28 protein-coding genes are annotated in these 22,633 nt (G+C 32.8%); 8 read left to right on the forward strand and 20 right to left on the reverse strand.

Translation table 11 applies throughout. The features are described from left to right. Positions 1-34: 34 nt before the first annotated feature. From BVF91_RS00330 to BVF91_RS00355, 6 genes are all read right to left on the reverse strand, one after another. Entirely contained in the window at positions 35-919 is an 885-nt protein-coding gene (locus BVF91_RS00330) for a PTS system mannose/fructose/sorbose family transporter subunit IID (protein ID WP_085111573.1), read from the reverse strand. Between the two features lie 14 nt (positions 920-933). Continuing rightward, positions 934-1,713: a PTS mannose/fructose/sorbose/N-acetylgalactosamine transporter subunit IIC gene (locus BVF91_RS00335; protein ID WP_085111574.1), complete on the reverse strand. Its 780-nt coding sequence runs from the start codon at positions 1,711-1,713 to the stop codon at positions 934-936. An 80-nt stretch (positions 1,714-1,793) separates the two neighbouring features. Continuing rightward, a complete protein-coding gene (locus BVF91_RS00340) occupies positions 1,794-2,330 on the reverse strand; it encodes a PTS sugar transporter subunit IIA (RefSeq protein ID WP_240495744.1) in 537 nt (178 codons plus the stop codon). A 34-nt stretch (positions 2,331-2,364) separates the two neighbouring features. Next, positions 2,365-5,019 carry a sigma-54-dependent transcriptional regulator gene (locus BVF91_RS00345; protein ID WP_085111575.1) on the reverse strand — a complete coding sequence of 885 codons (2,655 nt, stop codon included), beginning with the start codon at positions 5,017-5,019 and terminating at the stop codon, positions 2,365-2,367. Positions 5,020-5,246: 227 nt separating this feature from the next. Next, positions 5,247-6,194 carry a phosphoglycerate dehydrogenase gene (locus BVF91_RS00350; protein ID WP_085111576.1) on the reverse strand — a complete coding sequence of 316 codons (948 nt, stop codon included), beginning with the start codon at positions 6,192-6,194 and terminating at the stop codon, positions 5,247-5,249. Between the two features lie 236 nt (positions 6,195-6,430). Then, the gene (locus BVF91_RS00355) at positions 6,431-6,979 is read right to left on the reverse strand and encodes a rubrerythrin family protein (RefSeq protein WP_013787581.1); all 549 of its coding nucleotides are present in this window, start codon (positions 6,977-6,979) and stop codon (positions 6,431-6,433) included. 124 nt (positions 6,980-7,103) lie between these two features. On the opposite strand from BVF91_RS00355, the gene BVF91_RS00360 reads away from it, so the two are divergent. Further along, positions 7,104-7,409: a hypothetical protein gene (locus tag BVF91_RS00360; protein WP_085111577.1), complete on the forward strand. Its 306-nt coding sequence runs from the start codon at positions 7,104-7,106 to the stop codon at positions 7,407-7,409. Here BVF91_RS00360 and BVF91_RS00365 read toward each other — a convergent pair. From BVF91_RS00365 to BVF91_RS00385, 5 genes are all read right to left on the reverse strand, one after another. Continuing rightward, the gene (locus tag BVF91_RS00365) at positions 7,396-7,761 is read right to left on the reverse strand and encodes an ATP-binding protein (protein WP_013787579.1); all 366 of its coding nucleotides are present in this window, start codon (positions 7,759-7,761) and stop codon (positions 7,396-7,398) included. The two genes, BVF91_RS00360 and BVF91_RS00365, sit on opposite strands and share 14 nt — an antisense overlap. 86 nt (positions 7,762-7,847) lie before the next feature. Next, positions 7,848-8,423 carry a hypothetical protein gene (locus tag BVF91_RS00370; RefSeq protein ID WP_085111578.1) on the reverse strand — a complete coding sequence of 192 codons (576 nt, stop codon included), beginning with the start codon at positions 8,421-8,423 and terminating at the stop codon, positions 7,848-7,850. Positions 8,424-8,486: 63 nt separating this feature from the next. After that, positions 8,487-9,086 (reverse strand): hypothetical protein, encoded by a 600-nt coding sequence (locus tag BVF91_RS00375; protein WP_085111579.1) that lies wholly within the window; start codon positions 9,084-9,086, stop codon positions 8,487-8,489. A gap of 35 nt (positions 9,087-9,121) precedes the next feature. Continuing rightward, positions 9,122-9,850 carry a hypothetical protein gene (locus BVF91_RS00380; protein WP_085111580.1) on the reverse strand — a complete coding sequence of 243 codons (729 nt, stop codon included), beginning with the start codon at positions 9,848-9,850 and terminating at the stop codon, positions 9,122-9,124. A 149-nt stretch (positions 9,851-9,999) separates the two neighbouring features. Continuing rightward, complete coding sequence (locus tag BVF91_RS00385; RefSeq protein WP_085111581.1) at positions 10,000-10,515, reverse strand: hypothetical protein; 516 nt, start codon at positions 10,513-10,515, stop codon at positions 10,000-10,002. A gap of 212 nt (positions 10,516-10,727) precedes the next feature. Between BVF91_RS00385 and BVF91_RS00390 the strand changes: the two genes are divergently transcribed. Then, entirely contained in the window at positions 10,728-11,369 is a 642-nt protein-coding gene (locus BVF91_RS00390; RefSeq protein WP_085111582.1) for a DUF1906 domain-containing protein, read from the forward strand. A gap of 58 nt (positions 11,370-11,427) precedes the next feature. On the opposite strand, the gene BVF91_RS00395 is transcribed toward BVF91_RS00390, so the two are convergent. Further along, positions 11,428-12,519: a VPS10 domain-containing protein gene (locus BVF91_RS00395; RefSeq protein WP_085111583.1), complete on the reverse strand. Its 1,092-nt coding sequence runs from the start codon at positions 12,517-12,519 to the stop codon at positions 11,428-11,430. 342 nt (positions 12,520-12,861) lie between these two features. Continuing rightward, positions 12,862-13,083: a hypothetical protein gene (locus BVF91_RS00400; RefSeq protein WP_085111584.1), complete on the reverse strand. Its 222-nt coding sequence runs from the start codon at positions 13,081-13,083 to the stop codon at positions 12,862-12,864. A 50-nt stretch (positions 13,084-13,133) separates the two neighbouring features. Here BVF91_RS00400 and BVF91_RS00405 point away from each other — a divergent pair, with 50 nt between their 5' ends. The 3 genes from BVF91_RS00405 to BVF91_RS00415 all read left to right on the forward strand — a co-directional run bounded on the left by BVF91_RS00405 (position 13,134) and on the right by BVF91_RS00415 (position 14,390). Beyond that, positions 13,134-13,316 carry a hypothetical protein gene (locus BVF91_RS00405; protein ID WP_240495745.1) on the forward strand — a complete coding sequence of 61 codons (183 nt, stop codon included), beginning with the start codon at positions 13,134-13,136 and terminating at the stop codon, positions 13,314-13,316. Then, complete coding sequence (locus BVF91_RS00410; RefSeq protein WP_085111586.1) at positions 13,303-13,659, forward strand: sigma-70 family RNA polymerase sigma factor; 357 nt, start codon at positions 13,303-13,305, stop codon at positions 13,657-13,659. The genes BVF91_RS00405 and BVF91_RS00410 overlap by 14 nt, the downstream gene beginning before the upstream one ends. A gap of 104 nt (positions 13,660-13,763) precedes the next feature. Continuing rightward, the gene (locus BVF91_RS00415; RefSeq protein ID WP_168170168.1) at positions 13,764-14,390 is read left to right on the forward strand and encodes a DUF1906 domain-containing protein; all 627 of its coding nucleotides are present in this window, start codon (positions 13,764-13,766) and stop codon (positions 14,388-14,390) included. Positions 14,391-14,445: 55 nt separating this feature from the next. On the opposite strand, the gene BVF91_RS00420 is transcribed toward BVF91_RS00415, so the two are convergent. Together BVF91_RS00420 and BVF91_RS13435 are read right to left on the reverse strand one after the other, a co-directional pair. After that, the gene (locus tag BVF91_RS00420; RefSeq protein ID WP_085111588.1) at positions 14,446-15,276 is read right to left on the reverse strand and encodes a hypothetical protein; all 831 of its coding nucleotides are present in this window, start codon (positions 15,274-15,276) and stop codon (positions 14,446-14,448) included. A 48-nt stretch (positions 15,277-15,324) separates the two neighbouring features. Further along, positions 15,325-16,788, reverse strand: a complete 1,464-nt coding sequence (locus tag BVF91_RS13435) for a YCF48-related protein (RefSeq protein ID WP_240495746.1) — start codon at positions 16,786-16,788, stop codon at positions 15,325-15,327. A 210-nt stretch (positions 16,789-16,998) separates the two neighbouring features. Here BVF91_RS13435 and BVF91_RS00430 point away from each other — a divergent pair, with 210 nt between their 5' ends. After that, positions 16,999-17,298: a peptidoglycan-binding domain-containing protein gene (locus BVF91_RS00430; protein WP_045410696.1), complete on the forward strand. Its 300-nt coding sequence runs from the start codon at positions 16,999-17,001 to the stop codon at positions 17,296-17,298. A gap of 110 nt (positions 17,299-17,408) precedes the next feature. On the opposite strand, the gene BVF91_RS00435 is transcribed toward BVF91_RS00430, so the two are convergent. After that, the gene (locus BVF91_RS00435) at positions 17,409-18,509 is read right to left on the reverse strand and encodes a LolA family protein (RefSeq protein ID WP_082243658.1); all 1,101 of its coding nucleotides are present in this window, start codon (positions 18,507-18,509) and stop codon (positions 17,409-17,411) included. A 4-nt stretch (positions 18,510-18,513) separates the two neighbouring features. After that, positions 18,514-19,023, reverse strand: a complete 510-nt coding sequence (locus BVF91_RS00440; protein WP_045410697.1) for an RNA polymerase sigma factor — start codon at positions 19,021-19,023, stop codon at positions 18,514-18,516. Positions 19,024-19,178: 155 nt separating this feature from the next. Between BVF91_RS00440 and BVF91_RS00445 the strand changes: the two genes are divergently transcribed. After that, positions 19,179-20,072: a radical SAM protein gene (locus tag BVF91_RS00445; RefSeq protein WP_085111589.1), complete on the forward strand. Its 894-nt coding sequence runs from the start codon at positions 19,179-19,181 to the stop codon at positions 20,070-20,072. Here BVF91_RS00445 and BVF91_RS00450 read toward each other — a convergent pair. Both BVF91_RS00450 and BVF91_RS00455 read right to left on the reverse strand, forming a co-directional pair. Beyond that, positions 20,055-20,915, reverse strand: coding sequence for an RluA family pseudouridine synthase (locus tag BVF91_RS00450; protein ID WP_085111590.1), 861 nt, complete (start codon positions 20,913-20,915; stop codon positions 20,055-20,057). The two genes, BVF91_RS00445 and BVF91_RS00450, sit on opposite strands and share 18 nt — an antisense overlap. Positions 20,916-20,939: 24 nt before the next feature. Next, the gene (locus BVF91_RS00455) at positions 20,940-21,140 is read right to left on the reverse strand and encodes a YgiT-type zinc finger protein (RefSeq protein WP_085111591.1); all 201 of its coding nucleotides are present in this window, start codon (positions 21,138-21,140) and stop codon (positions 20,940-20,942) included. A gap of 189 nt (positions 21,141-21,329) precedes the next feature. Between BVF91_RS00455 and BVF91_RS13550 the strand changes: the two genes are divergently transcribed. Then, positions 21,330-21,461, forward strand: a complete 132-nt coding sequence (locus BVF91_RS13550) for a hypothetical protein (RefSeq protein ID WP_274893191.1) — start codon at positions 21,330-21,332, stop codon at positions 21,459-21,461. Positions 21,462-21,502: 41 nt separating this feature from the next. Here the strand turns inward: BVF91_RS13550 and BVF91_RS00460 are convergent, their stop codons facing one another. Continuing rightward, positions 21,503-22,615 carry an aminopeptidase gene (locus BVF91_RS00460; protein WP_085111592.1) on the reverse strand — a complete coding sequence of 371 codons (1,113 nt, stop codon included), beginning with the start codon at positions 22,613-22,615 and terminating at the stop codon, positions 21,503-21,505. Between the last annotated feature and the right edge of the window lie 18 nt (positions 22,616-22,633).

Here is a 22,633-nt window from a genome sequence, read left to right on the forward strand (position 1 = left end):
CGCCTTTAAAGGCAATTAAGCTAAACCATGAATATTATAAAAGTCCTGTAAAGCCTAAAACCGCAAATATGACTATTAACCACAAAAGCACTTTCACTATTTTTAAACCTTTTCTTGAGAAATACCAATATACAAGCATAACTGTCAACAGTGGCAACAAGCCAGGCAATACTTTGTCTAAAATATCCTGTAAGACGAATTGTTTTCCTGACAAAGTCCATTTTAACGATGTATTTACTGTCACATAAGAAGCCGCCAAAATTCCCATCATAAAAGTACCTAAAACAGATAATCCATCAATGATTTTTCTAATTCTTGCACCACTGACAATTTCAACAACTGCAGAACGCCCAAGCCTATATCCCAATTCAGTAAAATAATATCCGTATGTGAATGTCAATGCAACAAACAATATCCAAGGAAGAAAAGCTCCCAATGCACTGCCAGCTTTTGCCCACGGTAGGAATATGCCTATTAAAATATACTGCACCGTACCTGAATCTATTGCGTCGCCTATGCCTGCCAAAGGTCCCATCAATCCAACCTTCGTACTATTTATGATCTCTGGATCAACTGCTTCATCAATTTTGCCTTCATTTAGCTTTTTAGCCCTTTCCTCCTCCAATGATGCCGTTATTCCAAGTATTGTGCCACCGCCCCATACTGCTTGCGTATTGTAAAACAAAAGATGCCTTTTATACGCTTCTTTAAGATCCTCATTCTTTTTGTATATTTTCCTTAAAATAGGCATTAACCCAAACAAAAGTGAGGGTGCCAACATTCTATCAAATGTATGAGGTATTTCATTGGCGTACCACCATCTAAACCATCCTAAAAGCAAATCTTTTCTTGTGATTTTTTTACTGCCGTCATCAATTTCTGCCGAATTTACACTGTTTTTCGCTTTTACATCTTCCATGCCACTTACCTCCTTCAAATTTGTTGGCTATCTGCTTCTTTGCTTGTAAACATAACGTAGAGATATGCCATTATTCCTCCTAAGACAGCGTATGTCACAGTATTCACATTTAACGATTTTAGTATGACAGCCATAAAGTATGCCAAGAGGAAAAATACGACAAATTTTCTCTTGCCTATAACTGTAAGTGTCAACGCAATTCCTAGCGCAGGCAATCCTCCACCTATTACCGTCAAAACATGGAATAGCTTGCCGGCTGTAACGGTTTTTATCAACGCTGCTATCAATGGAGTCCCTTTGTAAAGTGCTATAAATATGGCTGGGAAGAATAATATAAGGCTAACTAAAATAGGCAAAACAATTATTGTCAATGTCAAACCTCTATCATTTAATTCTTCTGCATACTTATCCGTAAGTCGTAATACAAACGTATTCAAAAGGAATCTAAAAGAATACAAGTATGACCCTAATAGTCCTACAGGCACTGCGATTGCAATTGCTGCTGATGGATCAAGATGTGCCATAACCGCAACCGGAACTGCTATAGAAGCCGCAACTGCTGGCTCACTTGGCAATGTTCCACCAGGTGCGATTAACCCCATGTATATTAGCTGTATGGCAGCAGTGACTACCATGGCTTCCGGTACATTGTGCATGACGATACCTACTACAAGACCTGTCATCAATGGCGTGAAGCGAAGCATCAATGTTGAATAACCAAGAGCACGTGCCTCAACTATAGCCACCCATAAAGCAATGATTGCAGCTTGTGATGCACTAATACTTACATGCATATAAAGTCCTCCTTTTTTTATTAAGTTTTTATATATAAAGATAACTCTTTAAAGAGCCATCTTTATTGCGGCGTATAAATTTACTTGCTGAGTATTTCTTTATTCATGTTTCTAATCCCTTCAATTCCCGACTTATAACACATTTCAGCTAATGTATTGACATCATAGCTATGCCTTGACGACAATGCTTCAATAAGCATAGGTAAATTTACTCCTGTCAAATAATTAAAAGTCAATTCCTTCAAGTTGGCTGACGTCACATTAAAAGGACTTCCCCCAAACATATCTGTCAACACCAATACACCTTCTCCTTCATCAAGATCAATGATGCCTTTCCTTACTTTATCTTTTAGTTTTAAAACATCATCACCTTCATTTAATCCCAAACACATAACTTTTTCTTGTTTCCCTAATATTAGCTCAGCACTTTTTAATAACTCCTTGCCAAATTCACCGTGTGTTACGACTAATATCCCTATCAAGATCATCATCCTTTCAAAATGCGATGTTTTATCTTTCATAAATTTTATAATGCAAAAATCATGCCATGAAAATGACCTATCTGCAAATGTATATCTCTCAGGAAAGATAAGCACCGTCTTTAAAATGTGTGCCATGAAAACACTTCGTCATGTAAATGTTTTTATTCAATTAAATGTGTGTCATGTTCCTAAGCTCAAGTGTGTCAATATATGTGTCAATCATCTCCGCTACATAGGCGTACTCACTATCTGGAATCTCTATTCCAAAGAGATTCTCTACAGCCTCAAAATGCTCCTTTATCAATTGAAATGAACCATTGTTGCGGCTTTTTATCACATCTAAATCGCTATTTGGCAAATAATCCTTTCTAATCGCCCTCTCTATCAAACAAGCACAATGAAATAAAAATTTTATCCATATCTCGTCCTCTACTTTTTTATCTTTCTCATTGAGAATATCATTTAAAATCCCTTTTAAGACAGGATAAACCTTATCAGGATTTAAAAAATTCAATGTCTGGGCTAAAAGGTCTTTTAAATTTTTTTCGTATAGCGAAATATTGTTGGCACCAGATGTAATATCACTTGCGTTGCCATCACCACTTAACAATGGATGCAAAGATATTATCTCATCTACAAGCTTGTCTATTTCCATATCTGGAGTCAAAGCCTTTCTTGTAGCTTCAAGCACTAATGGAGTGCTGACCATTTCAATCGTCCTTGTTTTTATACCAGTTTTTTCTGTAATAATGTCAGAAAAAGTCCTGAGAAGCCCCATATCCACCAGAATCAGTACACCTTTACCTTGATCAATCTCTTTTATCATATTGATAGCTTTATTAAGAGTCACTTCCGGTTTTTCTTCCAACGGCATATCCAAAGCCCTTACATGATCAGTGCCAAGAAGTCTATTGGTTACTTCCGCAATACTGCTGGCAGTGCTATTTCCATGCGCCATAACCAATATTCCAATCTTGCTGCTATTCTTTCCATACTGCAATGCCTGCAAAAACATCGCTATAAAGGCTGTCTCATCTTCAGGTATATCTATATTCAATTTTTCTTCAAGCCTCTCTTTTATGACATTTGCAGCACTATAAGCAGATTTATAGCTTCTTGCTATACTTTCTCTATCAGGATGCGAAATAGCAATTCCTACTTTAAGCCTCTCAATCATGGTCTTTATGTGAAATGACAATAGATAAATTGCTTTCTGAGTTATTACTCCATCAAAGCTTTCACGAACGGCATTAAAAGCATATTCCACAGCAGTCAATATATACGGATCAACAAACTTAAACAAAACACTTCTGTTGACGCCATCAGTATCCTGTTCTATTGGATATAGATAATTTTTATAGTACAATTGTATCTGATTTTCTATGTTTTCCCTTATGTGCTCTGATGACATCCCTTGTCTGTTAAACTTTTCCCAGTTATCCATTATGAAGTCATACAAATCATCATCTGCACTGTAGGAACTTTTTAGAAAATTAATGTTCAATTTATCTTTTACGCCTACGGTGTTTTTGCTAAATACTATATCTCCATTATTGCTTATTTCCTTGAATACAATCTCATCCCTCAAATTGTGAATTTTTAATAGGCCTTCTTTTGCATTTTGCGGCAATGTTGATAAACAGACCTCTACCATCTCTTTTTCCTCAATGATATAATCCAAAAATGCCCTTGCACAGATTAACTTTATATCACTTTTCAATTGTCCAATATTGCCTGGACAGTCATAAAGCATTATTGCTTTTAACGCATCATTTTCTAATTTAATAGGCACATTTAGTCTTTCGTATTCCTCATAAAAGAACTGATATATGAATAAAAAGCGCTCAATCAACGTTCTTTTGTCAAGACTTGGCAATTGAATTACCATAGGAATGCGCCTTAAGAAAGTGTGAAGCAAAGCCGAATGAGGATTTTCAGTTGTTGCTGCAATAATCAGAACTTTTACACTTCTAACATTTTCAGTCTCCCCAAGTCGTCTGTATTTCCCATTGTCAATAAGCGTAAATAGCATCTCCTGCCCTTCCGGTGGCATGCGGTGAATTTCGTCTAAAAACAATATACCGCCATCAGCTTCTTCAATGAGGCCTCTTTTTTCTTTGTCTGCTCCAGTAAAAGCACCTTTAATATGGCCGAATAATTGAGACATAAGCAACTGTGGATTTTGAGCATAGTCAGCACAATTAAACACTACAAAAGGAGAATTGCTTTTAAAAACTTTAGCTTCTACGCCAAACTTATACATCATTTCTGCAAATGTGGACTTCCCAACCCCTGTAGGGCCAATTATCAGCGTATGAAGCCCATTTGGAGGATACAATATGGCTGCTTTTGCTTTTGAAATTTGTTCTTTTAAGCTGCTTTTGGCACCAATGATATTATCAAGTATGCTTTCAGAATATTTATTGTTGATCTTTTTAGCGTTAATAAATTTATTGTGATTATTTTGACTAAGTTGAAATGATTCTCGGTTCAGTATTCCTGCGCTTGTTAATGTATTCACAAAATCTTTTCTATCTTCAAAAACAGACTTTGTAAAACGGTAACTGAATTTTTCCTTAAAATACAATCTATCTAAATACAAAACCGGCTTACCTTTTATTTTTATCGCTTTTCCTGATTTTAATAGCTTGTTAAGTTCCCTGCTGGTATTGCTTCTGGAGATGTTTAGTATCTTTCCTATATATAAAGCGTCATATCCTAAAGGACCGTTAAAATCATTGAAGTTTAAAGATTCCGTCAACTCCTTTAGTTTTTTATAAACTTTATCGCTTCTTTTTATGCTTTCATTACTTTTGAAATCCATTACCTATACCAGCTCCTTTTACAATTAATAGAAATAATGCTTTAATTATCACAAAATCTTTAGAAATAAAACGCGGAAATTTTCAAAAATGATATTAAAATTTTATCACCAGTAATAATTTTATTCAATCTGAAATTTTTGCTGATTTCTTTTAAAAAACGCAATTACACCCATAATTAAGCCAGATAACAAGTTTTTTGCACTTTATCATTTTAAGCTTTGGCACATTATGCATATACAAATTTAGGCTCCTTACCTTCTAAGATGCTTTTAAGTCCTTCTACAGCCATCATGTTCATCCTATTTATGGCATCTTCTGTAGATGCACCGCAATGTGGAGAAAGTATCACATTTTCCAGTTTAATCAATTTGCTATTATATGGAGGCTCTATCTCAAATACGTCTAATGCCGCACCAGCCAATCTTTTTTGCTTTAAAGCTTCGTACAAAGCTTCCTCATTTATAAGTTCTCCACGTGAAGTGTTGATTATATATGCAGTGGTTTTAATCATTTCTAGTTCTTCTCTATCTATAAAATGATGCATGCTTTCTGTAAACGGTATGTGAAGTGTTATATAGTCTGAATTTTTTAGTAAAGTCTGCAAGTCAACATATTCCATCCCTATCTCTTTTGCAAATTCATAGTCAGGAAACATGTCATAGCCCAATATTCTCATGTCAAATCCTGTAGCCCTTTTGGCAACACTTTTGCCGATATTTCCCGTGCCGATTATACCAATGACCTTTCCATATACTTCCCTGCCAATGACTTTATCCCATCTATTATCTCTTACGATTTTATCCATCTTAAATAGTTGCCTGCTAAGTTCCAATATCATCGTAAACACTAAATCAGCAACAGATTCTTTATTAGCACCAGGCGTGTAAGTTATCTTTATGCCTAACTTTTTGGCGTATTCTATATCAATATTATCCAATCCAACACCGTACTTTGTGATAACCTTTAATTTTTTGGCATTCGCCAAAATCTCTCTTGTTATTTTATCTACACCTACGATAATGCCGTCAACATCTTGTATAAGCTTCTTTAATTCATTTTCAACAAAAGGTCTTCCACTCTCATTCATTAGAACTTCGTAATCACTAAGCATTTCAATTATATCATTTTTCTTATGACACAAAGATCTTGGAGTTATCAAAATCTTTCCTTTCATTGGCTCTCCTCCAATCAATATTGTAATTTAGACGAGACAATCTTCCCCCATATATAAAGTGCAAATTTGATGCCAATGTTGCAACGCACAGCAAAATAAACCCTTAGGCTTAATATAAAAAAATGTGTGCAGTGAAACACATTGCAAGAAATTCATTTAGATGTGATTCAAATGTGTGTCAAACTGATCATGATTAAGTGTGTGAAATTAAAAGGAAGGTTATAAACCCTTCCTTTTTAAAAAGACACAAATTTCGTTTTTTCTGCTCCACAGACGGGACACTTCTCAGGTATAGGTCCTACTGTTGTATAACCACAAACACTGCATATATGTACTTCATTAAATCCTACGTCTTTTCCCATATCTACTGATAGTTTCGCTTCTTTGAAAAGATCAGCGTGAATTTTTTCAGCTTCTCTTGCCCATGTAAATGACTTTAAAGCTTCCTGTTCCTGTTGAAATTCTGCTGTAGCAATGTAAGTTGCATACATCTCATTTACTTCAAAAAGCTCTCCGCTTATGGCTTTACCTAAATTGTTAGACGTATTTCCTATGCCGAATCCAGCCATTGATGGCACTAAAAAATCTCCTTCAATATCTCTATGTGCTTTAAAATGATTTCCTGCATGAACTTCCTCTGCATACGCTATGGCATTAAAAAGTTTTGATACGTTTTTAAAGCCTTCTTGCATGGCAATTTTACCCCACGATTTGTACCGTTGATATGCCATGCTTTCCCCGCCAAATGCAGAGCGCAGATTTGCTGCCGTCATATTATTTTTCATAAATACACCCTTTCTTTATGAGTTTGTCTATATTTTTTATCAAATTTGTTATTTTATACAATACATCATCATCTGTATGAACGTATATATCATTTTTTTCATAAATTGTATTGGGGGTTATATCATGGTTAATATAAAAAGTATATTAAATATGGCAAAAAAATTATTTAAAAGAAGCAGAGGATATGACAAAATAACATTAAGATTGTACGGCCTTGATGTAGAGGTAGAAAGGAAGACAAACATAGATGTGCCACATGAAGTCACAGTAGTTGTACCAAGAGTGGAGTTTAGAAAAAAAATAAAAGACGGTGAAGAAGACATAGAAATAATCATGAACAGCATCACTGTGGTTCATTCACCACGCCACAAAGAGCTTGGTACATCTTCTCAACCGCCAAACATCTCTAAAAGGATCAACCGTGAATAAGAGCCGGAAGACATCTTACGCAGACTTGCTTTATCTCTCCTTTGTATTTATACGTCAAAATTGGTGCATCATCGTCGCTGTTGCCACAATATGAACATCTATCTTTGTCAATTGTAGCCTTGTGCTTCAACGCAGCTTCTTCGTTAAAAGGCATTGCTTCCCTTTCTTCAATAGACAAAGCGCCTGTTGGACACACATTCAAGCATACACCTGCGCCATCGCAAAGCTCCTCGCTTATGACTTTGGCTTTCCCATTCACTAAAACTATTGCGCTTTCAACACATGGTGAAATGCAAAGTCCACATCCATTGCACTTCTCTTCATCGATCTTTACTATCTTCCTTTTGACCATTTGATAACCTCCATTCATTTTTGTCCAATATATACTATACAACAAAAACAGCACAAAGTTTGTGATAAATATCACAGATTTTGAAATTAATCTTTTATAGAATCTAATACAGAATCTAAAAAATGTGAATTTATATTGCCGTTAACTATCTTATAAGATTTATAGCTATTTATATTATTGTACCAATTAAAAAAGAATAAATGATAAGTCTTAGCTGTTGTTATAGCGACATCAATATATTTCTCATTGGTTACGCTTATTCCGATTCTCTCATCTTTTTTATTGGTATAAAAGACAATATCGTAAGAATAATTATTTCCACTGGTATACTTGCCATTATACTGCACAAGTTTAAATTGCTTTAAATACGATATCAAGTCATTTATTGTCTTTGCATCATTGGTGCTTTTTATTTTGCTGTCCTTAGTATTGTCAGTGTTTTTAGCCAACATAACCGAAACGATCTTTGAACTGTGGAAGTTGCTTAATACCAGCGAATTAAACGACCCTATTCTAAAGTAGTCTAAGTAAAGATGAACTGCAAGAAGTATACAAAGAAAAAAAGCTACAGCATACCTAATCTTTGGTCTTTTAGATTCTGGATATTTTGAAGAAATAATCAAATATATTATCACTATTGCAAAAATCAATATAATGAGCAAATAAATTGACCCCCTTTAGATTATTTGTAACTAATTGGTTTGTTTATTTCTATCACTCATTAACTACCTTAGCGCATCCTGCCACTCCTTTGGCAAAGGATAGCTTTTAGTAAATGCTTGACCATGATATACAGGAATTACACCAGCTTCAACAGCGGTCTTTAAAGGGACATGCTGTGCAATTATTACAGAACCTGGCGGTATATCCCCAAACATCGGTACAGGGCACCAATACCTTCCGTCAGGAGGTAAATATAGAAAGACAACGCCTTGCAATGTTATATACAAAAATTTATCGTTGGCTCCATTGCTTATGGATACAGGATCGGTTTTGTCGCTTTCAGAATAAATATATTTTTGCCATGCTTTAGGCACTTTCCAAGAAGTAAATGAATTTGATTTTGTACCTAAATCCTGCCAAACATGCCCATAGATATCTGAGCCTACAACTGGTATTTGTGACACATCAAAAGTTGGGTTTGTTTTCAATTGTTTTAAAATTTCTTTTTGTGATATTGGATTTTCCATATCGACACTTTGAACATTTTCAGATATCCCACTGCTATTGCTGTCATAAATGCTTGTATGTCTTGTTAACATTTGAGATAGCAGTATACCAACTATTATTCCTATTGCAAATATCATTACATTTTTTACCTTCATACAAGGACCCCTCTTTATCTTATTTTTAAACCTGATTAATATGTGAAATTAAATACTTTGTTTTTATCCAGTGAAATAACACTGATTGTGTTTTTTCCCCATTGTATCAGTGAATTTTGCATCGTCATATCTTTCTCTGAGATTTCGCCTACCGTATTTATCTTATGAGTTTTCATTTCATAAAGTTTTAAAAAATGACTTCCGTTCGGACCATTTACTTCTGCTGACGGCAAAAAAGCAAACTCATCTTCATTATTGGGGTTAAATGAAATTCTCATCATGCTTTCTTTTTTTGATTCATCATACCATAATATACTGCTTTTATTTGTGTCAGTGTCAACAATGACACTAATTGGAACGTCTTGAGAAAACTCTAAAACAATATATCTTCCTGACGGAGAAGCAGTTATATAATCAATGCCGTTGAACGAATCGTACTTTAACGCGTATGAAGTTAAATCAATAGTCTTTATAATATTGTCTTTTGCATAACTAAGCTTTATATAACTTTTATCACCGTTATAACTTTCTTTTAAATCACCATTTTCAACAAATAAGAATTGATTCACCCAAACTGATACATGATCACCGTTATATGTAATAAGCTGTGGAATATGTTGGTTAATATGTGGTTCATCTATATTTTCGCTATCATTTTTTACTGTATTTGAAAATTGAGCCTTTTGCAATTTACTGCTTGGTTTGCTTCCACATCCACTTAAAAATAAAGTTAAAATCAACAAGCTTATAAAAATCTTTTTCATATATAACCCCTCCCTACAAATTTTAACAATATTATACATCTAATTATCTCATTATTATTATGCAAACATTACAAATGATTAAAGATTGTTAATCTAAATACACAAAATATTTTTCCCTCATTCCATGTGACATTTTTAAAAATTCAAATTTATTCCAATCGTGAAATAATATTATTTGTGATTATTTCTTTTTTTATGGTAACCAATATGACATAAATGGTATTTTCATCTATGCCTGAAGTCTGTTTTACAATACCGGTTGTATCAGTGTAAATATATAAATATTTATTATTCACTTTAATATTTTTAATGTAAAATTGTGGAACATATGTAGGTTTCGGTGGATATATTACAACACAAATAAGATTTTTGTCTGTAGTATCGAGTGAAATATTAGGAAATTGATTATTACTCAAAAATACAACATCCTCAAAATGTTCTTTTTTAAATTCATTCCATTCTTTATCATTTTTAAACACATATATTCCTTCTTTTGGAAATTCAGACATATCTGTATAAGTTAGAAAATTGCTATATATAGTATAATATTCTATAGGTTTTAAATCTTTATAATTTGAACTCATATTATTACTTTTAATAGTATCACTTCCACATCCAGTTAAAAATAAAGCTAAAATTAAAAGGTAAGCTAAAAATCTTTTCATATTCACATCCCCCTGATACTTTTAACATTATTATACATCTAATTGAACTGTAAAATATTACATAAACATTAAAAATAATTAAGAAAAAATTAAATTTAAAAATACCTTTAAAAAAGGTTGTATTTTAAAAATAAAACACTCTTTTATAATATAGAAGGGTAAATCGGCCGATAAAATCCTTCTTAAAAAACTAACGAAAGTGAGGTAAAAAAATGGGTAATGGAATTCATACAGCAACAAATGTGTCTAACGCTTTAACATGTTTAAAAAATCAGGGTAAAACCTTTATAGGACGATACTTTGCTGTTACAAATACGTGGAAAGCTTTAACAGCAACTGAAGTACAAAAAATCTCTTCGGCAGGGTTATATATCGTATCTATATGGGAAGATGGTCCTGCCAATAGTCCTAGTTATTTTACGTACAATCAGGGAAAATTAGATGGAGATAATGCATTCAATTATGCCGCTGATTTAGAGCAAAGCGCTGATACTCCTATATACTTTGCAGTTGATTTTGATGCTACTACGACCCAAAAGCAAAGTATTTTGGATTATTTTAAAGGAATTAATGATGGATACCTTCAGTATATTTACGAACGCCAAAAGGCTGGCGAACAAGTTGTACATTATAAAATTGGTGTTTATGGAAGTTATGATGTACTAACATGGTGCAAAGATCAAGGAATTGCAACTTACTTTTTCCAAGCATATGCGCCAGGTTGGAGTGGTGGCAGAAATACAAATCCATGGTCCGGATATCATTTAAGGCAGACAGCTTCAAATCAAACACTTTGTTCAATAAATGTAGATCTAGACATATCAAATGATGCAGCTGGAGGATGGAAATTATAATAGAATATAACGAAAAAGAGAAGGCTTTATAATAAATTTATCGCCTTCTCTTCTTCTTTTAAAAAAGATTTTCCCATGAAAGTCCACCATTATTACTGTATTGTAGGTTTGTACCCAATTGTGATTTAACTAAAGCCCACCCATTTTTAGAATCTATAAATTGTATTTGTACTGTATTCTTAGGGATATTAACTTTATTCCACGTTTTACCGTTGTCATTTGTGATAAACAATACATTGTTTATTAAAACATTCCAATTATTTTTATCTACTAAATTTATCTCAATCGGTTTTTCTTTTATTGAAAATGACGATACTTCTTTCCATGTTGAACCATCATCACTACTGTCCATAAAAATTATTCGGTAATCGTTATGCTTAATATCGTAAATACAAACTGGTAAAATTACAATAGTTTTTTTCTCATAATCAAAAAATTTAGGAGAATAAAATAAAATGCTATCATCTTTGAATTTTGAAAGTAATGGTATATCTTTTTTATTCCATGTATAACCACTATTACTGCTTAAGTACAATCCATATTTTCCCGGTATACGATATTCTGCTGTGATAATACCAGTCTTAGCATCAGGCAAAAAAATGAAAGATGTCTTTTCTCCTTCAAATGAAATTGAATTATCATCTATTAATGAATTGTTTGGCATTTTCCCTTTGCTAATAAGTGTCCATTTGCTACCTATTAATTTATACACATCAACAGGACTATCTCCAGATGCCGGTCCATATTCTTTTAACATCCAACCACTCAATTCTTCCTTCGTTTGAAGAAAAAATAATTTACCCATTGTAAAAGGAACTTTCGAACCAACCCAACTTTTACCTTTATTTCTAGTCTCATATAAAGTTCCATCTGAATATAGCACCCAAGAATAATTTTCGTTTAAAAAGTACCATGAAAAAATGTTATTTTTATTGGCAGGTGATACATTAATCCATGTCTTACCTTTATCGCTAGTAATATAAATTTTATTTCCCCCTAAAGCCCAACCGTTGTGTTGTGTCGTCATTTTAATATACTGAAAATTATATGTTTGCTTAGCATTATTATTCTTTATAACATTACTTGTTTTACTTCCACACCCACTTAAGAATATTGTTAAAACCAACAAAGCGATAAAAAATCTTTTCATGTAATCTTCCTCCAACTTAAAACTTTTAATAATATTATACAACTAATCGTTTCATTATTTATTACGCAAATATTACAAATTATTAAAAATTATTAAAATAAATTACATTAATTTAAAATTATGCTATAATATGCACAAAATAATAGATTTCGATGGGGAACAGGGCAAATAAATTGTTATGCCCTGTTTTTACTTTCTTATTTATATAATTGTTTTTCTTAAAAACTACAATTAATGGGTTGTATTTTTTATAAATAGGTACTCTTTAATAGATAAAAGGAAAATAGATAATTTTAAAACTTTTCCTTTTATGGAGGTGTTGAAGTTGCAAGAGTTTTTCAATTATACATCTCTTAGCACGTTGGCAGGTAATGTTGCAGCAACAATCCTCATAGCCCAACTCATAAAAAAGTTAAAATTAATAAAGAAAATTCCAACACAGCTGCTTGTCCTTATTATCTCATTCTCCATCATTACATTTACATCGGCTGTAACTGGTAAATTTTCTTTTAAGGATATTCCCCTGTATTTATTAAATTCTATATTGGCTGCATCATCGGCCATAGGTACTTATCATACTATTAATAGTGAAAATGAGAAGAAGTCTAAAAGAGTTGATTAACGATATAAATACAGGGGATAAAGATGCACTGTGGGAGCTAATTCAGAGATTTAAGCCATTGATAAATAAATATAAAAGAAAATTGGGCTATGACGGTGCAGAAGAAGACATAATTTTATGGCTTGTAAAAACTGTTAAAAAGTATAAAAAAGGTGAGAAGAATGATAAATTTTGATGATAATAAAATTATAGCTTATATAGCTGAAGGCATGAAAAATGAATATATAAGACTCTCAAAAAAGAATGTAAAAATAAAAGAAAATGAATTTCTTATTCTTGATGATAAAGAAATTATAGTTGATAATTTTGAATATGAAAATGTAGAGAACAAAATCTTTGTACAAGAGGTTTTGAATAAGCTTACACCACTACAAAAAATGATAATACTGGAGACAATCATATATGAAAAAAAAGAAATAGATATAGCAGCCAAATTAAATATATCACAACAAGCGGTAAGCAAGACAAAAAAGAAAGCTTTAGAGAAAATGAGAAAGTTTTTAGAAAAAAATCATTGAGAATTGGTTGTTAAATTCAATATAAAGCACTCTTTCATAATATAGAAGGGTAAATCGGCCGATAAAATCCTTCTTAAAAAACTAACGAAAGTGAGGTGAAAATGATGAGTGTAGAAGGTGTAGATTATATGTATGCAGTTCCAGCTAACACTGTTAGTTGCTTTGCACAAAATGGAATAAAATTTATATGCAGATATTATGCTACTAGCAATAATACAAAAAATTTGACACAAAGTGAAGCAAAAACAATATCTAGTAACGGGATTGATATAGTAACTGTTTATGAAACGAATCCGACATATGCAAGCTATTTTACTTATAACCAAGGCTATAATGATTGCCTTGATGCAGTTTCCAGAGCAGGAGAAGTAGGGCAGCCATACAATAGTGCTATATATTTTGCTGTTGATTACGATGCAAGCAATGATTTACCCAACATAAATAATTATTTCCATGGTGTAGGTGATGCGATGCAACAATATGCAAAAATGAATGGCGGAAGCAAATGGTATATTGGTGTGTATGGAGGTTATGCAGTTGTTAACTATATAAAAGGTAAGTGGGGAGTTTCTTATGTTTGGCAAACATCTTCATGGAGCAATGGAAATATTTATCCAGGATATAATATTTATCAATACGAAATCAGTACGAAGTCAAATCCTGTTAAATTATGTAATGTAGAAGTAGATAAAGACCGTTCACCTGGCAATTACGGCGGATTTAGGATCTAATTAAAAAAATATTCAATAGATCTGAAAAATAAGTAAGATCTATTGAATATTTTCATTAAAATAAACTATTAAACATTTTGATCACGTCCATATTACTGGCATGTGGATATAACCAATAATTGTAACCTATTTTTGATGTCCATTTTATGTATTGGAAAGAGTTATTTTCAATAAAAATTTCTCCTTCTTTTATATCACTTTTAAATAATCGAAAATATGACAAATAACTTTTAACTTCTTTTATCATATCATTATTATCATAACCCCGTATATAAATATCCCAATTATTATATTTTGTATATGCTAACTGTCCAGGAAAATTTTCGCCTGTTAAAAATTCTACACCGTCAATTACTACCTTTTTAAATGATTTATTAGGTTTAATTATTGGATATTTAATCTCATCTTTAAATTTGTTTTCACCAGCCGAAAGCAAAAAAAATGTGAGAGGGTCTAAACCGACCGGAACATAAGTTAAACGTTCATCGTTAATAGGAATAATCGCATTTATAGTATCTATAGCGATAAAATAATAATCTTTATTAGCTTCATATTTAATGGCATAGTATTTATTATTTCTAACAGAAGAGCCAAGAAAATTAAGTGTTTCAATTGTTGGCACATAGGTTGGCAATATAACTGGCACATTCGTAACTTTCTGTATTTGAGGTTTAATTGTTTTTAAAACATCATAAATATTACTATTATCTATTTTAGACTTTTGCAAATCTGCTTCTTTCGAATTAATTTTTGAAGTTGAGTTAATTTCTGCTTTTGCTTTATTGTTTAAAGAGTTATCTTTTGAGTGAATATTTGTATTATTAATACTTCCACACCCACTTAAGAATATTGTTAAAACCAGCAAAGCGATAAAAAATCTTTTCATGTGCACACCTCCCCAAAATCTTTAACAATATTATGTGGCAACCTGTCTTTACTTCCATATAACAGATTTCTCGCTAAATGATTTTATATCTTCGGAATTTAATTTATTGACAACTGAATATTTGCCATCTTTTAAATCAATAGTGCACAGTTCAAAATCACTATTCTTTTCGCCTATAAAAGCAATGCGATCACCATCGTTATTCCAAAAAATTTTCGCAACATTAATATAAGGAACATGAAAATTTTTATAAACATTATTTTCAGCATCGTACAAATATACTCCACCTTTACCTATTGTGCCGGATGTAAAAGCTAATTCATCATGGTTAGGAGACCAAACCCCATTAGTCGCGCCTCCATATCTATCACCAAATTTTATAAACTTTCCATCATTAGCATTAATTATTATACTGTCAGTATCTTCAGGCAAATTGAAATTAACATATATGAATTTGTTGCCATAAGACAGAGATACAGATTTTACATCAGCAACACTTGTAATTTTGTAATCTTTCATTATTACATAATTTGTTAAATCAAATTTTTTAATCTCACTTTTTGTGTTTAATTTTACAAATATATGTTTATTTTCATCATACGCGTATACATTTGCTGACCAAGTGTTCCCACCATCATTTGTCACATAAGTCACAGTGTGATTTTCAGATTTGACATTATTTGCCATATAAAAATCGACATCTAATGTCCCATTTTTATCGTCTTTAAATACAGGTACTGTAGCCGACAAGATACAATACTTTTCATAGCCTTGTGGTGTAGGAACTGAAACTTTACTCCACGTATTGCCACCATCAACTGTTCTATACAGGATCACATCCGCTGATACCGGATTTGATACACCTATCCATCCATTATCTGTACCATAAAATTTCATATCAATTGATGTTCCTACAATTGGCAAGCCCGAATAAGAATCTGATGAAGTAACATTGACTTTTTGCCATGTCTTACCTCCATCATTTGTTTTGAGTAAATATTTAATTTGCTGTTCCGCTGCTGCATCAGATACAGCCAGTAGCCATCCTGTACTTTGCGTTACAAATTGGATTTTCGAGATGCTTTGTGACAATTGCTGTGGCAGTTTATAACTTAATTTGTTCCACGTTTTGCCTCCGTCTGTTGTCTTAATCACATACAATGTAGTATCACTATTATTTATCCATGAAATCCAACCATCATTAGAGTCTAAAAAATATGGGACAACATTTTCTACATAGACGTCACTATATGCATCTTTTGGAAGAATGTTTATAGGTAAATTTATTTCAGTCCATGAATTACCTCTATCTGTTGACTTGAAAATCTGTAGATTCTCTAATGTTTTATGATTGTCTTTAAAAGACCATTTCCACATAATATCAGATTCATTTGTTTTTGAAGAACTATTAGATATTATATTTTGACTAATTGTATTGCTTTGTTTGACCCCAATTCCACACCCAGTTAAAAATAAAGCTAAAATTAAAAGGTAAGCTAAAAATCTTTTCATATTCACATCCCCCTGATACTTTTAACATTATTATACATCTAATTGAACTGTAAAATATTACATAAACATTAAAAATAATTAAGAAAAAATTAAATTTAAAAATACCTTTAAAAAAGGTTGTATTTTAAAAATAAAACACTCTTTTCTATATAGAAGGGTAAATCGGCCGATGAATTCCTTTCAAAAAATAATAAAAGCGAGGTGAAAATAATGACATATCCCTTTACGCGTACATTAACTGAGGGCAATACGAGACAAGATGTGTACAGATTACAATATGCATTAAATGCCGTCGGCAGATACTATTTAATTTCAAGCTGTCACTGCAAAGCAGATGGCATATTGGGACCAGAAACTAAAAATGCTTTAATGTCTTTTCAAGCTTGGGACAATATAACTGTAGACGGAATTTTCGGAAATATAAGTTCAGATCACCTTGTAAAAAGATACAATGCTGGTCCAGTTGCAGTATGGGGTGAAAAACCGTTAGATCAGGTTTTTCAATCTTAAATATGAGTGTCATAAAAATAAGCGTATGAGTGAGAATATATTTTCTCTCACTCATATGCTTATTTTAAATATCATTTATTATCTAATTTATGTCAATAAAATATATTTGCCTATTTATTCAAATCATCCTTCAATTGTTTTAATACGCCGTCATTTAAATTTGACATAATATTTACAGTTGTCTTATCTTTATGATATTCTTGTATAAATATAAATTTTGTAAAATCCTCGTTGTAGTAGTCAAGCTCAATAGCATTTTCATTTTTATATTTCCGTACCTCAAATAGCTTAAAACCTTTAGGAATCTTATCTGGTACAATTATATCAAAATTTACAGCTTTCTGAGCATCACTAATTGAACGAAAAATATCAAAATCACTTAGTCTATCAATTACAGGAACGTTTGAAGGAAAATTAGGTTTTAAACTTTCCTTGTCAACGCCAGAAGTAAAGTCTGTCTTATACATTATTACAGTTTTAATGTTGTTATGGACAGTTTCTTGTTTTAAAATGAAATTTGTCTCTTTATCTATCCAATAAGTGTCTATCCAGCTATCATCCTTAGAATTACCTGATGTTACTTCAATTACATTGGTATCAATTCCACCTATTTTTTCGCTGCCTACCAGTTTATAACTATCATTTTTTGCTATATCATCTATTTTTGATTTAAGGGCTAAGAAAGGTGAGCCAGATGGATCTGAAGGAATTATTTCAATGCGATTTAAGTCTTTGTAATAATTCCATGACTTGTCACCATTTACAATTCTTATAAAATCATGTGTTTCATATCTATAGTTTAATGGACCAGCATATATTTCTTTCCAGGAATTATTAGATAAAACCACATTTGTCTTCATGTTTGTTGATATTTCTTTGCCCTCAATTACAATAGTTTTGACATTGTCATAAGCTTTTTGCATTGCATAAACAATATTATATGATGGACTTAAAGTAACCTTAGGAACTATTCCATTTTCCCTATTTGATCCCCAAAAATGTATATTAATAAATATTATTGACAAAGACATTAAAATAGCTGCTGCTATGAATGATGTCAATAAATAATTCCATACTGACCTTTTTTGATGCTCTACGCTTGTATTTTCTGTATTTTCGTTTAAAGGTGCCTTCAATACCTTTTCTAATACATCTGGCGTATGCTCATTAGCATACTTGCGACACTCCTTATAAAAGTAATGCAACTTCATAATATCATCTCCTAATATTTTTTAATAATTTACGAAGTTTTTTCTTGATTATGGAATATTTCCACCGTACAGTACCTTGTGGAATATTCAAAATCTCACTGATTTCTTTATGCGTATAACATCCAAAAACATGTAGCGAAAATATTTCTCTCTCATCATTACTGAGATAATTCAGCACATCATTTATCATTATAGAATCCGTCACAAACTCATCAACATTTACAGCTTCTTCAACATTAGCATTTATTTCTTCATAATTTAATAATTCAAACTTTCTATCCCGCAAACAATTTAAAGCAAGATTCCGAGCAATTTTCATTATCCATGTTCGTAAATTATTAATAGAGCCATATTTATAGATGTTTGTTCTCACTCTTATGAATGTTTCTTGCATGATGTCTTCTGAAAGTCCAGCATCTTTCAGGATAGATAAAAGATAAAAATACACAGGTGTTTTGTACTTCATATATATTTTTATAAATTCATCGTCATTTTTTTGTTTTTCGTCATGCAATTTTTTCCCTCCTCAATCTAAACTAACACAATCTATAGACACTTCGTCAATTCATTTTGTTGGCAAAAAGTTATATTTTAATTATAAATTCTAGAGGAATTTTTCATACTTTGTTTATACACTAAATATGTTAAAATACTTATGAGGTGTTTTAAATGGTATCGGAAGTATGCAATATATGTCCGAGAAATTGCAATGTTGATCGCAGTACAAAAGTAGGCTTTTGCGGCATGTCAAGTGAAATACATGTGGCAAAAGCATATCTTCATGAATGGGAAGAGCCTTGCATAAGCGGCAGCAGAGGGTCTGGAACAGTATTTTTCACAGGATGCAATTTAAGATGTGTATTTTGCCAAAACTACAAAATCAGCCAAGAAAATTTTGGAGTAAGTGTTTCACCAGAAAAACTGGCAGATATTTTTATGAATTTAGAAAAAACAGGTGCTCATAATATCAATCTCGTAACACCTACAATATTTGTTCCAAAAATAAAAGAAGCTATAATCATAGCGAGAAATAATGGGCTTAGCATACCTATCGTTTACAACTCAAATGCTTACGAGAGTGTAGAATCTCTAAGATCTTTAGAAGGGCTCATAGATATATACTTGCCTGACCTAAAATATTACAGCAATGAAGTGGCTGTAAAATACTCTAATGCACCACATTATTTTGAGTACGCCACAAAGGCGATTTTAGAAATGTATCGTCAAGTAGGTGACCCTGTCTTTGACAGTGACGGCATAATGAAAAGGGGAATAATTATACGCCATTTGATATTGCCAGGGAAATTAGATGAGACAAAAAGGATACTGAAGTGGATAAAGGATAATCTGTCTAACGAAGTGTATGTAAGCCTTATGGGACAATATACACCATTTTACAATGCAAATAAATACCAAGAGTTAAATAGAAGAATAAGCAACAGAGAATATGAAGAAGCGATAGAATATTTCTTTGAATTAGGTTTGGAAAACGGATTTGTCCAAGATGATGAAAGTGCATCAGAAAGCTTCATCCCTGATTTTGACTTAGAAGGCATTCTTTAAAACAGCCTTCATGTCATCTGGAATTGGCGAATAGAGAGAGATGCACTTTCCAATAAAAGGCTGCTTAAATGTGAGTCTATAAGCGTGGAGTGCCTGCCTTTTTATATAAGATGTATCCGAGCCATATAGCGTATCACCAATTATAGGATGCCCTATATGGCTTAAGTGAACTCTTATCTGATGCGTCCTGCCTGTTTTTAATTCTAACTTTACAAGGCTTAACCTTTCTCCTCTCTTTAGTAAACGAAAATGTGTCACTGCCGTATCTCCTTCATCGTCTACCATTCGCTCAATTGTGCTGCCTGGTTTTCTTTTTATAGGCAAATCTATCGTTCCTCTGCCATCCATATCTCCTTCGACTATTGCAATGTACAATTTTTTCATAGGAGATACTATTTGCAGATAATTTTGCATAAAAGGATTTTTGGCAAAAATGATTAAGCCGGATGTATCTCTGTCAAGCCTATTGACAGGCCTTATTGGCGCCTTAATGTTATTTTTTTCATAATACCAGGCAACACCATTTGCCAGTGTGCCATCAGGATGCCCGGCTGTAGGGTGGACAACAATGCCAGCATCTTTATTGACAACTAAAATGTCTTCATCCTCATAGCATATATGTAAATCCATTTTTTCAGGCCTTACTGATGTGTTTTCATCATCCAACAAAAGCTCCACAACGTCCCCTTCAAAGACAAGCCTATTAACTATCGAAATTTCTCCATTTACAAGCATCTTGCCGCGATTTTTGTACTTTCTTATTAGAGTCGGAGAAAAGCCTTTATTTAGCAAAAACTCCTTCAACGTCAAATAAGCATCTTCTTTATTAACGACTACTTTCATTCCCTTACACCTTAAAAATCACGCTTAAATCAAACCAAAAAGCGACTTTCTCTCTTCTTTTTTCAGTAATTTATCCAATACTTCTGTGTCGTAATATTTAGCACCGCATTTTTGACAAACGTAAGTTGGAACATTTTTATAAACTACCGTCTTTTTCCCCTTAATCAACTCATATTCTGCCATCTCTATCTTTACATCTCCCCCACAGAAGCATCGATTTAGCATTATTGACCTCCTTACATATCTAAGTTCCATACATTATATCGAAAAAACGACAAAAAATTTTAACATTTGACATAATCATTATATCATTATTTGTAGAAACAATGAATATTTTATACCGTAACAAAAATATTTTTTTATCATAATATGTTATTGTATCTATTCCCATCTATATAAAAAGGGGGTATTGTAATGTCTGGAACTGACTGCAAGAAGAAGCCAAAAGACGATTATTACTGGGTATGGATAGTTTTGATAATTGTCATAATACTGCTTTTAGTACCAGGTGTATTTGTACTCGATAAGCAAGAACCTACAGTATAATATTAAAAAGGCGTGGCTACATGCCAACGCCTTTTTTCAGCTTACAAAACACTTTTAATAAAATGGCCATCTTTATAGAAAAGTTCACCGTCTGCATATATTTCTCCGCCTTGCCTCATGTCACAAAGCATATCCCAATGAATGGCAGAACGATTTTTACCACCCGCTTCAGGCATGGAATCACCCAATGCCATATGTACCGTGCCTCCTATTTTTTCATCAAAAAGCATATTTCTCGTAAATTTTTGTATGCCGTAATTGGTGCCTATGGCTACTTCTCCAAAACGCTTAGCACCATCATCTGTGTCCATCAAAGCGTGCAATAAATCTTCGCCTTTTTCTGCCGTGGCTTTTACGACAAGTCCATTCTCCACTTCCAGGTATATACCTTCTATGCTTTTACCCATGTATATTCCTGGGAAACTGAAAGTAATGTGACCATTGATTTTGTTTTCAACAGGTGATGTAAAAATCTCTCCATCAGGAAAGTTCTCTGTGCCACTGCAGTTTATCCACTTCCTGCCTGATGTATTGACGTATATGTCAGTCCCATCTGATACTATGTGCAGTTCTGACTTTTTATTCAGATAATCAACCCATATATCTTGCTCCATGCGTATCTTTTGCCACAATGATATAGGGTCATCGCTGTCTAATAAACCTGCGCCATAGACAAAGTCCTCGTATTCACTTAGGCTCATTTCAGCTTCTTGTGCATCTGCCTGTGTAGGATATTGTGTGCCACACCACCTTAAAGAACCATTGCCCATTCTTTCAGAGTAGACTTTCCTCCATGAAGCTGCTCCTTTTGCTGCCAATTTAAGCTTAACTGGATCTACATTTGAATTAGCTTTTGTGTTTTTGTTAGCCCACGCGGTAAGCCAAACATCCGCTTTTTCAAGAGCGATTCTTTGAATATACTTTTCCATGAGAAGTTGCTCGTCGGTAGAGTTTTTCAAAATAATCTCTGATACATCAGGAATGTCAACCAATGTCTCAACATGAGCCCCTGCCTTAACTGCCTCCCTAACTACTTCGCTTATCCACGGTATAGCGATATCACCTGCTTGAACCAATACAAAATCTCCTCTTTTGACTTTTGTAGAGTAATTCACCAACAGATTTGCAAGCCTTTTTAACCTTGGGTCTGTCATCTACCCACCCCCCATTAA

The organism is Thermoanaerobacterium sp. PSU-2 (assembly GCF_002102475.1).
Classification (GTDB): Bacteria; Bacillota; Thermoanaerobacteria; order Thermoanaerobacterales; family Thermoanaerobacteraceae; genus Thermoanaerobacterium.